Raw genomic sequence first — 14,034 nt, 5'->3', positions numbered from 1 at the left:
GCCGCAAAAGATCCTGCACTGGCCTCGGACGAGCCGACCACAAACGGTCAATAACGCAGTTTGGTGAATTCCAGTTCGATGTCGCCGTTCACCGGCACGCGCTGGAAACTCAACACGTTTCCATTGCGTTCGAAGGTGTCGATCCGCTGCCCATTGGTCAATTCAAGCGCGAGGGGGCGGTCCGGGGCCGTCACTTCCAGCCAGCCATGCAGCAGCGTCTGCCCGTCGCGGCCGGTGGAGGTGTGGATGGAGCCGTCTTGGATGGCGTCGTCGTCCCCGAATTCAATCAGCACGACTTTGCCGTCGCGGTGTGTCGGCACGGCGCGGCTGAGTTCCATGATGCCGCGTGGGCCGCCTCTGCGTTCCCGCACCGCGATCATGAGCGACGCCCCCAGATCGGGACGGACCATGGGGCGCCCATCCGCTTCTTTTAAGGAAAGAGCCGCAAGCAGTTGATCAACATTTTCTGCGCATTCAATGGATTCCAAAAACAATAACGCCGCCGGGGAGACCACGGCGGCGGCAACATGACCCATTCTTTCTATTGCGATTCGCTCTCCGCCTGTTGCCGTATCCAAGAGTTCGGCAAAGTTTTGGCGTGCGTAGCGGCTGTTTTTTACATTTTTTGTCACTGATCGAACCTGCAATAGCCTCACATCCATTTGTGCCGCCGACTGAAGCCACCAAGCACAAAAGACGGCGCATTGAATGTGCGCCGATGACATTGTGTACCACAAGTGCGCGCGAAACGCAACCCCATTAAAAGAAGGGGGATTGCGCTACATGCATATCACGCATTCCCTGCGACCACATTGCGCGACGGCGTTTATTGCGTTACTTGTGTTTCACCGACGCGGCGTGATCAGGTTGAAGTGTTCAGCAAAGAAGAATGCTTCTTCCTTGTAGAGGCCAAAATCGATGGGCAGCGTTTTCGCAGCATCGATCCGATGTCATAAGAAAATTCTGTCCAAGGCAGGCGTAATCACCCTACCAAAATTTGGAGGTTTCTCATGGCGACCAAGTATAATGGCTGCGTTCAGCAGGATATCTACTGTGCCGTGGAATCCGATCCCTACCATGGCGTCGAATCCGACCCCTATCATGGCGTCGAATCCGACCCCTACCATGGCGTGGAATCCGATCCCTACCACCATGGCGGGGTTCCGTCGGCAGAGTAACGCGTGTAACGCAAGTATGCCGCAGGTGGGGGTGAGGGCACCCCCACCCCCATCCAGCCATCCATCCTGGGGAAGGAGCCGCCGTCCATGTCTGTCGAGTCGTATAATGGGTATCGTTTCCGGTACGTTCAAGACCGGGAAACGCCCGGCAAGGTCCGGGTCTATGTCGAAGACCAACCGTCGTATGGGGACCGGGGCACCGCCCCGTCGGTGATTCACCGCTGGCCGGCCAGCGGCAACGCACCCCCGTACATTTGCTTCAAGGAATCGTGCAAGCCCGCCACCTTTGCCGAGGCGCAGCGTTTGGCGCACGGATGGGCGGACAAGACCGATGTCTATATTCGCACGGGTGTCTCGATCAGCCGCCAGATCAGCGGGTAACGACCCTTATACCGATACGGCCCCTTCGGTGGATGCCCTGATCCGGTTTTCACCGAAGGACCGCCTGGAAGGAGCATAACCGAATGCACGATGTGTCGTTTACCGCCTCTGATACGGACCAGGCAGCATCGCCGGACGAGGAGGAGGGGAGGGGAGCACGCTCCCTTGGGACGTCCGTGACCGTCAGCCCCCGGAAAGCCGCCGCTGCGTACACCGGAACGGTGGCCAGTACGCACGCACACCTGGGTTCCCCAGCCGGCGCTCGGGATGATGCATCATCCGGTGTCCGGGATGCTTCCCCGTCGGTCGCACGGGGGGAGCCCGGCGGCAGGGAGGGGAACGACGAAACCCCGCCCCCGTCCTCCTGTTCCTCCTTTCCCTTCGGTTCCCCGTCTCTGCCGGCGAGAAAGGCGTCTTCCCTCCATAAGCACGGGGAAGAAAGCGGCCTCTCCCCCCGGCGTTCCGTCCGTCAGCCGCTTTACACCGACACCAACGGACCGGCCCACGCCCGCCGTCCGTCCGAACGGTACGTCGATCCATGGGAGGAGAAACGTAACCGTCCGGCCAAGACGCCGCCGGATGCCCGTCTGATTTCCCACATGCGGATGACGCGGCGCGTTCATGACCAGATCCGCGACACCATCGGGCGGTATCCGGCGGAACGCGGGGGTATGTTGCTCAGCAGCACCCGCGACTACACGATCACCGATTACGTCTTCGACGCCACGGCGATGACGTCGGGGGCGTCGTATACCCCCAACACCCACTTTCTCAACAAGGAACTGGAAGGGCGGGAAAGCCACTTCATCGGGATCGTCCACAGCCATCCGCCGGGGTTCCGTCAACTCTCGGGCCAGGATCAGCGGGCGGCATGGTCGAACCTGACGGCTCCGGGAAATGCCCACCTCCACGCCTATCTGATGCCGTTGGTCATGACCATCCCGGACAACGGCCATTTCGAAATCGTCCCCTTCATCGTCGTCTGCCACGCCCACGGGCGGGGTGATGTCAAGGTTCTTCCCGTTGATCTGAAACTGATCGATTGAAAAAGAAGGAGGTTATGCCATGTGCGCACTCGATCCCGCCGTGTTCGACGAGATCAACGAGCGTTACATCCGCGTAAGCGGCAACGTCGATTTCACCAAAATGCTGAATACAACCATGTTGGTCATTGGTACGGGTGCTTCCGGTACGATGATCGAGTATTTGGCGCGCTTGGCAATCAAAAAATATTATCTCTATGATCTGGATATTGTTGAGAAAAAGAATATCGCTGCACAGAACTTCACCTATGAGGATATCGGTCTCCCGAAGACGGAGGCCCTGAAACGCCGCCTGGAGCAGTGCGAGTTCGAAAAGGGCAATCCGGCGATTCCGGCATTGTCCGTCACCACGGGCGGCGATTTCCTGGCCGTCACGGACGAAGAGGTCGGCGCGCTGATCGAGGCGGAAAAGGCGGCGGGGCGGCGGGTCATCGTCATTATGGCCAGCGATTTCCACCCCGTTCAAGCCCGTGGCAGCCGGATCGCCCTGCGCTTCGATGTTCCGGTGTTCTGGGTGGGGATCTACCGTCAGGGGATGGCGGGGGAGATCGTGTTCTTCGAAAACGGCCATGATCTTCCCTGCTACCGCTGCATCACCAACGAACGTTACGAACATTGGAACAAGCATCACCTGAGCGGCCACCTCGCCGGCCTGCCCAAGAAGGGGGCGGGGCGCTCCGCCGGCCTGCCCATGGCCGCTGCTTTCATCGACTCCATCCTCAGCCACCTGATCATCGGCGCCATTCACAAGGATGATCCCGGCAACCCCCACGGGGCCCTGTACCGCCGGCTTCTTGCCGAAAAACGCAACTTTATCCAGACCCAGCTTGATCCCACCTACCGTCTGGGGGACGAGGACATCTTTGCCCAGATCCAGGGAAAGGACGTCGTGACCTTCAACACGATCTTTCAGCAGGAAGGCGCGCGGCACACCTGTCCGGACTGTGGCGCCACTGCCGGCGGCGGCTGGGCCGAGACCGATTACACCCGTGAACCGGGTGTTCCGGCCCTGACGGACGCCGTCCTCTGAACAATCTCCGTGCCCGTGTGGTCCGCGCCGACACGGGAGCCCGGGCGGCGCGTGCCGGGATTGCCGATACCCTCCGGGTCTCCTTGCACAGGCCCGGAGGGAGGGAACGAGGAAGGATCGAGCCATGTCTGTGGAAATCTATGAAGGCTACGGCTTTCGTTACGTTCATGACCCGGAAACCCCGGGCCGGATACGGATCTATCTGGAGCAGGGGCCCAACCATGCGGACATGGCCGCCAACCCGGAACGGTTCGGGCTGGAGCGGTGTGGAACCCGGGCTCCTCCGTTCCTGGCGTTTGGCGTGCGGGACAAGCCCGGCACCATCACCGATGCGAAAAGACGGGCCCGTTCATGGGCGGCATCCCAGAGAGGAGAGGCCCACGAGGGAGCCGGCCCCCGCGCGGGCGCGGGCTCCCGGCCCCCTCCGCCGGGGGAGCGCGCCCGTGTGCCCGATCTGGGAGACGGCGGTCCGCCCCCGCCGGCCGTGGTGGGGGTGGATGCCGGCAGGCTCGGCAGTTGTCTTCTGGCGCGTGTCCGTGGACAGGACCGTGCGGTCGCCGCCATAGCCGACGAGGCAGCCCGCCATACGGCCAAAACCCAGCCCCGCCGCCCGCTGTCGCTGTTCATGATCGGCACGACGGGTGTTGGAAAGACCCTGGCGGCGCGGTGTCTGGCCGAGGCGCTGTCCGCTGAGAGCGGGGCAGGGTACGGCTGGTTGCGGCTCGATATGTGCGAATACCAGGAACGTCACCGCGTCAGCCAGTTGCTGGGGGCGCCGCAGGGCTATATCGGTCATGGGGACGGTGCCCAATTGACCGATGCCTTGCGGCGCAACCCCAGGACGGTCGTGTTGTTCGACGAGATCGAGAAGGCGCACCCGGATATATTCCGCACGCTCATGAATGCCATGGACGTGGGACGGCTCTCCTCCCCGACGGTTCGGGATGGAAACTGGGAGATCGACTGCCGTCACGCTCTCTTTTGCTTCACCAGCAACATCGATGCCGGTGCCATCATTGGTACCCTGGCCCAGCAGGGGGTACTGGATGATCCCAAAGCCATTGATGCCCAGTGCCGCAGCCGGCTGCGGTCCAGCAGCCTGCCGGCCGAGCTGGTTGGCCGCATCACCCGGTTCATCCCGTTCGTCCCGATCACCGATGATATCCGGGCGGAGGTGGCCGCGCTTGGCATTCAAGAGCTTGGACGGGAATACGGCCTGACCGTGACCCGCGTCGCCCCCGATGTGACCGGGTTCGTGCTGTCCGAAGCCGGTGACACCCTGTTCGGCGTGCGGCCGGATGAGTATCTGGCGGATCGGCTGCTGGGCCCGGTGTTTGCCGCCGCGGCACGCATCAGGCCCGGACGCCGGGTGGCCATCGTTATGAAGGACGGTACGCCGCGGGTGCTGGACGTTCCGGGGTGACGGGGCGTTCCTTCAAAGCCGGTTATCGAGAAAGCCGCCGCGCTCCTGGGTGGCTTCCTTGGCCGCCTTCTTCATCTGCTGCTCGAAACCCTTGGCCCACGGTTGGCCCAGCAGATCGTCCAACGTGTTCATCGCCCCGGTGGACCGCTCGCGGGCCGGGTCGCCCAGCGACGCGGTGAGCGCCGACCGGATCACCTTGACCAGCGGGTGGTCGCTGTCGAACTTTTCCACCGGCTCGCCGTCGCGGGCGGCAATCAGTTCGTAATTGATCTGGCTGCTGGCGCGGTTGTAGGCCCAGCCGGGCGATTGCTTCTCCTCGTCGCTCACCGACTCCCAATATTTGACGGCGGCCTTCATGTACGTGGCCGGGTTCTGCGACATCGTCGCCCCGGCCATGGGGTCGTTGGCGTCCAGGCCGATGCCGCGCATGTAATCCTCCCCCATCATCGCCTCGGCCCCGGCCCGTTCGGAATCGCTGAACTGGCCGCCGGCGTTGCTGAACACGGCATAGAGCGACCGGCGGTCCATGCCGCCCAGGATCTGCCGCCATTCCGTGGCGTTGGTGTGGATGTCGCCCTCCTTCCCGCCGCGGGCGGCATAGGCGGCGTCAATGGCCGTGCGGGCGTCCTGCGCCACGGTGGCGAAATCCTTCTTGGCGCCCGTGGCCGGGGGGGCGGTGGCGGGAGCGGCGGTCCCGCCCGTTCCGCCGGAGCGGGCGGTGGCCGCCGTGGACGTGGTGCGCACGGTGGCGGTCAGGCTGAGAATCGACACGCTGCTGACCATGGACCCCTTCTCCATCGCTCAACCGGCCCCGATCCAACCGGCAGCCCGACCATACCGCCTCTACCCTTTATGATTTATGAATGCGGGTTTATGCACACCCTATGGTTATGATGCGCCGTCACACCCCCGGCATGGGGCGGAAGCCCGGCAGGGCCTTGATCCGGCCGATCCAGGCGCGGATGTGGGGGTACGGTTCCAGCGCCACCCCGCCTTCGGGCGCCAGGGCCACATAGGGGAAGACGGCGCAGTCGGCGATGGTGGGCCGGTCCGCCGCCAGCCACGGGGTCTTCGCCAGATGGGCGTCGATCAGTGGCAGGATGCGGTCCGACCGGCGCAGGGTGTCGGCCTTGTCGATGGCATAGCCGAACTTGTCCACCAGCCGGGCGGACGCCGGGCCGTTCTGCACCTCGTTGGCGGCGGTGGACAGCCATTGCACCACCGCGGCCAGCCCGGCGGGGTCGCGCGGCAGCCAGCGTTCGTCGCCATAGGCCCCGGCCAGATAGGTCAGAATGGCGTGGGAATCGCGCAGCACCACCGCGCCGTCCACCAGGATCGGGATCTCCCCCCACGGGTTGAGATCGGACAGCGGCGGGCGCTTGTGCTCGCCGTTCAGGAAATCCACCGGCACGATTTCCAGCGGGATGCCGGCCAGGGCGGCGAACAGCCGGACCTTGTAGCAATTGCCGGAAAGTTCGAGGTCGTAAAGCTTCATGGAACCGTTTCCTCTGTGTTTTGGGGATCCCGCGGCACGAGCACGGGAATCCGTTGGGAGCAGTTGGGGAAGGCCTGGGCCACCGTCACCCGCACGCACGCCTTGGCGTCGGGCCACAGGGGGGCAAAGGCGGACCAGTCCTCCATCACCTCGGCCCGCCCGTTGACCCGCATCCGCGCGGGTTTGGTGAAGTCCACGAACAGCAGGCCGATGTGCGGGTTGACCAGGATGTTGCCCAGCGAGTTGTACAGGTTGTTGCCCTGATAGTCGGGAAACACGATGGTGCGCTCGTCCGGGACCGCCAGGGCCGGATCGGGGGGCAGGGGCGGGCGGTGCTGGCGCCCGCGGAAGCTGCAATCGCACGACCCGTCCCGCGCGCTGGTGGCGATGAAGAAGAACGGCTGGGCTTCGATGAACCGCATCATGCCGGGCGTCAGGCGGGGGCGCAGCATGCGGGCCATGGCCGCCCCCTCCTCCGCCACGCCGAAACGCTGCTGGGCCGCCCGTTCGCCGTCGTGAAGGCTGTCGTTCATGGCCGTTCTCCCCGTTGGGTGTGGGGGCATGATGCCCGTGCGCAATCCGGCGATAAATGGGGGAGAGCGCACTTTACTCCTGCGCCGAGCGGTGTAATCGTGGCGGTCATGGACAAGCTGCGCGCCATGGAAACCTTCGTCCGCATCGTCGATGCCGGCAGCCTGACCGCCGCCGCCGGGGGCTTGGGCGTGTCGCTGACCGCGGTGGTGCGCACGCTGGCGGGGCTGGAGACGCGGCTGGGCCTGCGCCTGCTCAACCGCACCACCCGGCGCATGGCCCTGACCGACGAGGGCCGCGACTATTACGCGCTGTGCCGCCGCATCCTGACCGAACTGGACGAGGGGGAAGGGGCGCTGTCCCACCGCCGGCTGGCGCCGTCGGGCACCCTGCGCCTGACCGCGCCGGTGATGTTCGGCAAGTTGCACGTGGCCCCGGCGGTGGCCGATTTCCTCGACGCTCATCCGGCCATGCGGGTGGAGATGATGCTGATGGACCGGGTGACCGACCTGCTGGAAGAGGGGCTGGACGTGGCGGTGCGCATCGGCCCGCTGGCGGATTCGTCGCTGGTGGCGGTGACGCTCGGCCACACGCCGCGGGTGGTGTGCGCGTCGCCCGGCTACCTCGCCCGCCACGGGTGGCCCGCGGCACCGGCGGATCTCGCCCGGCACCGCTGCGTGTGCTTCACTGGCCTGTCGGCGGACCCCGATTGGGAATTCCGGGTGGAGGGGCGGACGGTGCGGGTGACGGTGGCGGGGGTGCTGTCCACCAACCAGATCGACGGCGCCATCGACGCCTGCCGCCGGGGGCTGGGGTGCGGCATGTTCCTGGGCTATCAGGTGGCCGATGCGCTGGCCGCGGGGGAATTGGTGCGGATTCTGGCGGATTATGAGACCGCGCCGCGCCCGGTCAGCCTGCTCTATCCCCACGCCCGGCTGCTGTCGCCGCGCATCCGCGCGTTCGTGGATGGCGCGGTGCCGCGGCTGAAGCGGTGTCTGGGAGAATAAAAACACGAAAGCAGATGGTGGCAGGAAAGAATCTTTTATTTTAGAGCTATAATTGATTTTTATCGGAGAATATTTATTCAATCATCTTTTGTATGTTTATGATGTCATGGAGGATATTCTGAAAACCGTCCCTGATGCTTTGGCGAAATGGTGAAGTGGCCGCTTTGACAGCCCGCGGTCATGGGCCGCGCAATGATCTGCACGGTGTTCAAGGCTTGCTGGAAAAGTGCGGGTACAGACATCCCCACTGTTGTCTGGGTGACCGGCTCGGCCAGATCCTGGTCAGGCGGGGCAATATGGAGCGGGCACCCGAGGTTTATTTCCAAGCACCCTGCCATCTGCAAGACCTTAGCGAACATAATGTCTGAGCCTTTCCCGGCGGATTGACCGCTGTCATGGTCTGCGATGACAAGAACTCTGTTTTCTGTAATCCTGAAAAATCTGTGCGGATTCCATCCGTCCCGAGATCAGCTCAACAGCCTCTCTGGAACGGCCTATGCTCTGCCGCGGGCGGCGAATTGGGCTGCCTCTCTCTTTTTAAAAAGACATTAGAAGAGTCGGGAGTAGTCTTATGAATGATATCGTGGTGCAGCAGCTTTGGGATGATCATATCGGGTGGTCAAAAACCGCGGACCTGCTCAAGGCACGCCGCACAGCATGGCGGACGGTCGTGTTGACCCTGACCGTGGCGGGTGCCGCCCTGCAGACCTTCGCCGCAGTGGTCGGTCCTGGGGTGGCAAAAATCAGCTTGGGAAGTGTCGGTGCGGCATCTTTGACGCTGGTGCCTTTTCTCGGCAGTCACTTTCTCGGTGCCGAGCGTACCGGCAAGTGGTTGCGGGCCCGCTCCATATCCGAAGGGATAAAGTCAGAAATTTATTCGTTTCGGGCAAAATCATCTCCTTATGATCAGCCGGGTGCCATCAATATTTTATCGGAGAAAGTCAAGGAGTTTCATAAATGGGCTGGAGATTTAAGCGCTGACCGGTCGCGGATCCTGGTGACGGGGGACGCCATGCCGCCAGAACTCGATGCAGATACTTATATCAAGCAGCGGGTTGAGCAGCAGATCAGGGAATATTACAAACCTAAGGCTCGGGAGAATGCGTGTCTTGCTGAACGGTTTCGCGTGGCAGAAATCGTGTTGGCCGGTCTGGCCGCGGTGACGGGAACCGTGGCGACGACGTTGGGAGATCCTGTTTCGGCCAACCTGGGGCCATGGGTTGCCGTTCTGACCACAATCGCCAGCAGCATCGCCGCTCATAGCGCGTCGAGCCGTTTCGATTTTCAGGCGACGACGTTTGCGGCGACGGCGCAGCAGCTTGAAGATCTCGTCCGGGACTGGCGCTTGGCTCCCGCTCCGGTTCCATCACAGGAATGGTCAGGTTTCGTCAAGAATTGCGAAAGTGTCATTTCTGCCGAAAACCGTGCATGGATGGCTAAGCTGCAAAAAGATACGTAATAATGGCATATATCCATTTACAGTAATCAGTAAACGTGCAGACATATATAATGAAATATCCATGGGATTCTGTTGATGGCGCGATGCGATGCGGCCGGGTGGCTGCGCTTATGGCAGGCATCCGGCCCCGTTCGGCTTCGTGCGTGGTGGTGGCGTACAATGACGTGATCGCCGCGGCTCTTTACCGCGTCCGGGACGTATCCTTGGCGGAAGCCTTCATCCGTTCAGCGCCTTATCCGGGTGTTTCAAGGAAATGATCCCGTACCGCGGCTGAACGGTGCCTGGGGGAAGGGCTCAGCCCGCCGCCGCCGTGGTGGCGGCGCTGGTGGCGCGGTACATCTCCTTGGCCTGCTTCATCGCCCCGTCGAGTTGGGATTCGAAGCCCTTGAACCACCGCTCTTTCTTCAGGTCGTCGGCGGAGTGGATGGGGTTGCCGCTCATGCCCCGGCTCGCCCCGCCGGTGCGCACGGTGTCCATGGCCGAGACGATGAGATTGACCAGCGGGTTGTCGCTGCTCAGATCCTCGGCTGGTTCATTGTTTCCGATCATCCGCCATTGATAGGAGACCTGGGCCGCCGCCCGGCTTCCCGCCCAGGCGACGGAGGATTTTTCATCGCCGCTCACCTTGTCCAGGAAGGACACGGCGGCCTTGTACTTGGCGCCGACGTCACCGTTGTAGGGATCGGTGTAGCTTCCCATTTGGCTGGTGGGGCCGTGGTAGAGGCCGGTGGCCAAACCCTGTTGCTGGGCCATCAGGGTCCGGGCGATGTCCTGTTCCTGCTTGGTGAACTGGCCTCCGGTGTTGCTGCTGACCGCGTACAGCGACCGGCGGTCCAGGCTCCCCATCAGCGAGTTCCAGTCCCGGCCCTCGGTGCTGTTGTAATCGAAGGGCTGGCCGCTCGCCTCCATGGCCTTGTAAACGGCGTCCATGCGCTCGCGGGCGTCCGCCCCCACCTGATCCAGCGTCTTGCCGGCCGAGCTGCTTTCCTGTCCCGGATTGGCGACCGCATCGGCCAGCGCCGTGGCCGGGGCGCCGTCGCGCGTGGGGAAATAGCGCTGGAAGGCCGCACCGGCCCCCGACGGCTTCGCCGCCGTCCCTTGCGTCTGGGAGGTGGCCTGCGCCGATCCGGTCTGGGCGGAGATCATCGTCTGTTGGGCCTGCATGGACAGGGTGACCATCACCGACGAGCCGCTGCCGGTGGAGGCGGCGGTTCCCGCCCCGTCCTTGGCCGTTGCGGCGGTGCCCGCCTTGGACGGCGATGAGGCGGCCCCCGAGGTCACCTTGAGACTCAGTGCGGTGCTGTACGCCGTCATGATGGTGGACATGCCCGATCCCCCTCCCCAATCCTTGGATGAGCATGACACAACCTCTGATTACCGTCAATTTTCCGCGTAATAAATCTAAAGTTTAGATTGCGAATGAACTCGTGTCCATGAGAACTCATGCCCATGGCGTGCCTCCCGGAGAGGGGCAGGGGGCACCGGGCCCCCAGGGGGAGCGGAGCCGCGCGGGCCATGGCGAAGCCGCCTTTCCCCCGGCGCCGTGATCGGGTAAAGTCTCCGGCTCTTGATTCCATTGGACTTGCCACGAAAGATTGACGCCATGTCCGCCCTGTCGATGACCGCCGTTTCCCTGCACGATCAGATGCTTGCCATCGGGTGCGCCGCCCGTGAGGCCGCCGCTGTGCTGGCGAACGCCCCGGCGCCGCAGAAGAACAGGGCGTTGACCGCCGCCGCCGCCGCCATCCGCGCGGGCCAGGCGGCGATCCAGGCCGCCAACGACACCGACGTGCAGGCCGCCAGGGACCGCGGCATCGCCGCCAACATGATCGACCGCCTGACGCTCACCCCCGCCCGCATCGAGGCGATGGCCAAGGGGCTGGAGGATGTCGCGGCCTTCCCCGACCCCATCGGCAGCGTGCTGGCCGAGTGGGACCGGCCCAACGGGCTGAAGATCCAGCGGGTGCGCGTGCCCCTGGGCGTCATCGGCATCATCTATGAAAGCCGGCCCAACGTGACCGCCGACGCCGGGGGGCTGTGCCTGAAGTCGGGCAACGCCGCCATCCTGCGCGGCGGGTCGGAAAGCTTCCATTCCTCCCGCGCCATCGCCGCCTGTCTGGCCCAGGGGCTGCGGGAGGCCGGGCTGCCGGAAGCCTGCGTGCAGCTCGTGCCCACCACCGACCGCGCGGCGGTGGGGCACATGCTGACCATGCGCGATTGCATCGACGTGATCGTGCCCCGCGGCGGCAAGACCCTGATCCAGCGGGTGGCGGAGGAAAGCCGCGTGCCGGTCATCAAGCATCTGGACGGCAACTGTCACGTCTATGTGGACGGGGCCGCCGATCTGGAGCGCGCGCGCGCGGTGGTGCTGAACGCCAAGATGCGCCGCACCTCCATCTGCGGGGCGGCGGAAACGCTGCTGGTGGACCGCGCCATCGCCGGGACGGCGCTGCCGGTGCTGGTGAAGGATCTGCTGGACGCCGGCTGCACCGTGCGCGGGGACGAGGCGGCGCAGGCGGCCGATTCCCGCGTGGTGCCCCTGGTGCCGGAGGATTGGGACACCGAGTATCTGGACGCCATCATCGCCTGCGGCGTGGTGGACGGGGTGGACGCGGCGATCGACCATGTGAACCGCCACGGCTCCCACCACACCGACGCCATCGTCACCGAAAGCCCCGAGGCCGCCGAGCGGTTCCTGCAGCGGGTGGACAGCGGCATCGTGCTGTGGAACGCTTCCACCCAGTTCGCCGACGGCGGGGAATTCGGCATGGGGGCGGAGATCGGCATCTCCACCGACAAGTTCCACGCCCGCGGGCCGGTGGGGGCGGAACAACTCACCTCCTACAAGTATGTGGTGCGCGGCGCGGGCCAGACCCGGCCCTGATGCCGGTGGCCCCGATGCCGGTTGGGGGCAATTACCGCTGGGCGGGGCCGCGGCACGCGGGCCTGTCGGTGGGGCTGCTGGGCGGGTCGTTCAACCCCGCCCACGACGGCCACCGCCACATCAGCCTCCATGCCCTCCAGGCGCTGGGGCTGGACCGGGTGTGGTGGCTGGTCAGCCCGCAGAACCCGCTGAAGCCCGCCCGCGGCATGGCCCCGCTGGCCGAACGGCTGCGTGAGGCCCGCGCCGTGGCCCGCCATCCCCGCATCGCGGTGACCTGCGTGGAGCGGGATCTCGGCACCCGCTTCACCGCCGACACGCTGGCCGCGCTGGTCCGGCGGTATCCGCGCACCCGCTTCGTGTGGCTGATGGGGGCGGACAATCTGGGACAAATTCCGCGGTGGAAGCGGTGGGAGCGGATCTTCCGCACGGTCCCCGTTGCAGTCTTCGCCCGTCCGGCCTATTCTCTTGCTGCATTGGGCGGCAAGGCCGCCCGGCGTTTTGCCCGCCGGAAGGTGGGTGTCGGGGAATTCCGTGGGCTGGCGGGGCGAAAGCCGCCGGCCTGGACGTTTTTGCGGAACCCGTTGCACCCGGCCTCGGCCACGGCGATCCGCGCGGCCCGTGCGGCCGCCGGGGACCGGGGACAGGCCGGTGGGTAAAGCTGGGTCATTTGGTATAAGACAGGTGGAAACCATCACTACGCAATTGCCACAGGCCGCCACGGCGATGGTGCGGCCCGCGCCCGCTCCTCAGGAACTGAAGGCGCTCATCGAACAGTCTCTGGACGCCGATCAGGCGGACCACGTGGTCACCATCGACCTTGCCGGGAAATCCAGCATCGCAGACTATATGGTCGTGGCGTCGGGGCGGAACATCCGCCACATCGCGGCCATGGCCGACCGTCTGCGCGGCAAGATGCGGGAAACCGGCCTGGGCGATGTGTCGATCGAGGGCATGCCCCAGTGCGACTGGGTGCTGGTGGATGCCGGCGACATCATCATCCACCTGTTCCGTCCCGAGGTCCGCGCCTTCTACAACATCGAGAAGATGTGGGGCCTGTCGGCTCCGTCGGTGGAGGAAGAGAACGGTGCGGCGGTGTCCGCCGACGCGCTGGACGACGACGAGGCCGGCCTGGACGAATGAAGCTGTGGCTGGCCGCCGTGGGCCGTGCGCGCGGTGGCCCCGCCCGTGATCTGTTCGACGACTATGCCGGACGGCTGACGTCGCCTTTCACCCTGCGCGAGGTGGAGGTGAAGAAGCGGCTGTCGTCCGACGAGCTGAAGCGGCAGGAGGCGGACCTGCTGCTTGCCGCCGTGCCCGCCGGGGCGATCATCGTCGCCCTGGACGAGCGGGGCCGGGCGCTGGACAGCCCCGCCTTCGCGCAGAAGATCGGCCAGTGGCGCGATTCCGGCGTGGCCGACCTCGCCTTTCTCATCGGCGGTGCCGATGGCCATGGGGAGGCGGTGCGCCGGCGTGCCGATTTCCTGATGGCCTTCGGGCCCATGACGTGGCCGCACATGCTGGTGCGCGGCATGCTGACCGAACAGCTCTACCGCGCCCAGCAGATTTTGGCCGGGCACCCGTACCACCGGGTGTGAGGGGCGGG

Annotated in this window: 16 protein-coding genes; 11 read left to right on the top strand and 5 right to left on the bottom strand. The window is 64.7% G+C overall.

Annotated features, from left to right (window positions below):
- Nucleotides 1-47: 47 nt before the first annotated feature.
- Nucleotides 48-662, bottom strand: a complete 615-nt coding sequence (locus M2352_RS19195) for a hypothetical protein (RefSeq protein WP_264666107.1) — start codon at nucleotides 660-662, stop codon at nucleotides 48-50.
- Between the two features lie 348 nt (nucleotides 663-1,010).
- Here M2352_RS19195 and M2352_RS19190 point away from each other — a divergent pair, with 348 nt between their 5' ends.
- The 5 genes from M2352_RS19190 to M2352_RS19170 all read left to right on the top strand — a co-directional run bounded on the left by M2352_RS19190 (nucleotide 1,011) and on the right by M2352_RS19170 (nucleotide 5,055).
- Nucleotides 1,011-1,178, top strand: a complete 168-nt coding sequence (locus tag M2352_RS19190) for a hypothetical protein (RefSeq protein WP_264666106.1) — start codon at nucleotides 1,011-1,013, stop codon at nucleotides 1,176-1,178.
- An 87-nt stretch (nucleotides 1,179-1,265) separates the two neighbouring features.
- Nucleotides 1,266-1,559 (top strand): hypothetical protein, encoded by a 294-nt coding sequence (locus M2352_RS19185; RefSeq protein WP_264666105.1) that lies wholly within the window; start codon nucleotides 1,266-1,268, stop codon nucleotides 1,557-1,559.
- A gap of 83 nt (nucleotides 1,560-1,642) precedes the next feature.
- Nucleotides 1,643-2,605: a Mov34/MPN/PAD-1 family protein gene (locus M2352_RS26515; protein ID WP_319802053.1), complete on the top strand. Its 963-nt coding sequence runs from the start codon at nucleotides 1,643-1,645 to the stop codon at nucleotides 2,603-2,605.
- A gap of 19 nt (nucleotides 2,606-2,624) precedes the next feature.
- Nucleotides 2,625-3,632 (top strand): ThiF family adenylyltransferase, encoded by a 1,008-nt coding sequence (locus M2352_RS19175; protein WP_264666104.1) that lies wholly within the window; start codon nucleotides 2,625-2,627, stop codon nucleotides 3,630-3,632.
- A gap of 124 nt (nucleotides 3,633-3,756) precedes the next feature.
- The gene (locus M2352_RS19170) at nucleotides 3,757-5,055 is read left to right on the top strand and encodes an AAA family ATPase (RefSeq protein ID WP_264666103.1); all 1,299 of its coding nucleotides are present in this window, start codon (nucleotides 3,757-3,759) and stop codon (nucleotides 5,053-5,055) included.
- 12 nt (nucleotides 5,056-5,067) lie between these two features.
- Here the strand turns inward: M2352_RS19170 and M2352_RS19165 are convergent, their stop codons facing one another.
- The 3 genes from M2352_RS19165 to M2352_RS19155 form a co-directional block, all read right to left on the bottom strand.
- Nucleotides 5,068-5,838, bottom strand: a complete 771-nt coding sequence (locus tag M2352_RS19165) for a nucleotidyl transferase family protein (protein WP_264666102.1) — start codon at nucleotides 5,836-5,838, stop codon at nucleotides 5,068-5,070.
- A 118-nt stretch (nucleotides 5,839-5,956) separates the two neighbouring features.
- On the bottom strand, nucleotides 5,957-6,550 hold the full coding sequence (locus M2352_RS19160) for a glutathione S-transferase family protein (RefSeq protein WP_264666101.1): 594 nt from the start codon (nucleotides 6,548-6,550) through the stop codon (nucleotides 5,957-5,959).
- Nucleotides 6,547-7,083, bottom strand: a complete 537-nt coding sequence (locus M2352_RS19155; protein ID WP_264666100.1) for a pyridoxamine 5'-phosphate oxidase family protein — start codon at nucleotides 7,081-7,083, stop codon at nucleotides 6,547-6,549. Before M2352_RS19155 ends, M2352_RS19160 begins: the two co-directional genes overlap by 4 nt.
- Nucleotides 7,084-7,191: 108 nt before the next feature.
- Here M2352_RS19155 and M2352_RS19150 point away from each other — a divergent pair, with 108 nt between their 5' ends.
- Nucleotides 7,192-8,088: a LysR family transcriptional regulator gene (locus tag M2352_RS19150; RefSeq protein ID WP_264666099.1), complete on the top strand. Its 897-nt coding sequence runs from the start codon at nucleotides 7,192-7,194 to the stop codon at nucleotides 8,086-8,088.
- Between the two features lie 571 nt (nucleotides 8,089-8,659).
- A complete protein-coding gene (locus M2352_RS19145; RefSeq protein ID WP_264666098.1) occupies nucleotides 8,660-9,547 on the top strand; it encodes a DUF4231 domain-containing protein in 888 nt (295 codons plus the stop codon).
- A 294-nt stretch (nucleotides 9,548-9,841) separates the two neighbouring features.
- Here M2352_RS19145 and M2352_RS19140 read toward each other — a convergent pair whose 3' ends face one another.
- Nucleotides 9,842-10,873 carry a hypothetical protein gene (locus M2352_RS19140; RefSeq protein ID WP_264666097.1) on the bottom strand — a complete coding sequence of 344 codons (1,032 nt, stop codon included), beginning with the start codon at nucleotides 10,871-10,873 and terminating at the stop codon, nucleotides 9,842-9,844.
- Nucleotides 10,874-11,150: 277 nt separating this feature from the next.
- Here M2352_RS19140 and M2352_RS19135 point away from each other — a divergent pair, with 277 nt between their 5' ends.
- Genes M2352_RS19135 through rlmH form a run of 4 tightly spaced genes read left to right on the top strand, consistent with a single transcriptional unit; the run spans nucleotide 11,151 to nucleotide 14,026 of the window.
- The gene (locus tag M2352_RS19135; RefSeq protein WP_264666096.1) at nucleotides 11,151-12,431 is read left to right on the top strand and encodes a glutamate-5-semialdehyde dehydrogenase; all 1,281 of its coding nucleotides are present in this window, start codon (nucleotides 11,151-11,153) and stop codon (nucleotides 12,429-12,431) included.
- A gap of 14 nt (nucleotides 12,432-12,445) precedes the next feature.
- Nucleotides 12,446-13,087, top strand: a complete 642-nt coding sequence (locus M2352_RS19130; protein WP_264666095.1) for a nicotinate-nucleotide adenylyltransferase — start codon at nucleotides 12,446-12,448, stop codon at nucleotides 13,085-13,087.
- Nucleotides 13,088-13,112: 25 nt separating this feature from the next.
- The gene (gene rsfS / locus M2352_RS19125) at nucleotides 13,113-13,571 is read left to right on the top strand and encodes a ribosome silencing factor (RefSeq protein ID WP_319802052.1); all 459 of its coding nucleotides are present in this window, start codon (nucleotides 13,113-13,115) and stop codon (nucleotides 13,569-13,571) included.
- On the top strand, nucleotides 13,568-14,026 hold the full coding sequence (gene rlmH, locus M2352_RS19120) for a 23S rRNA (pseudouridine(1915)-N(3))-methyltransferase RlmH (protein WP_264666094.1): 459 nt from the start codon (nucleotides 13,568-13,570) through the stop codon (nucleotides 14,024-14,026). Before rsfS ends, rlmH begins: the two co-directional genes overlap by 4 nt.
- Nucleotides 14,027-14,034: the final 8 nt, after the last annotated feature.

Source organism: Azospirillum fermentarium, assembly GCF_025961205.1.
In the GTDB taxonomy this organism is placed as follows: Bacteria; Pseudomonadota; Alphaproteobacteria; order Azospirillales; family Azospirillaceae; genus Azospirillum; species Azospirillum fermentarium.
The sequence above is the reverse complement of the archived record's forward strand: the minus strand, read 5'-3'. Positions and strand labels throughout refer to the sequence as shown.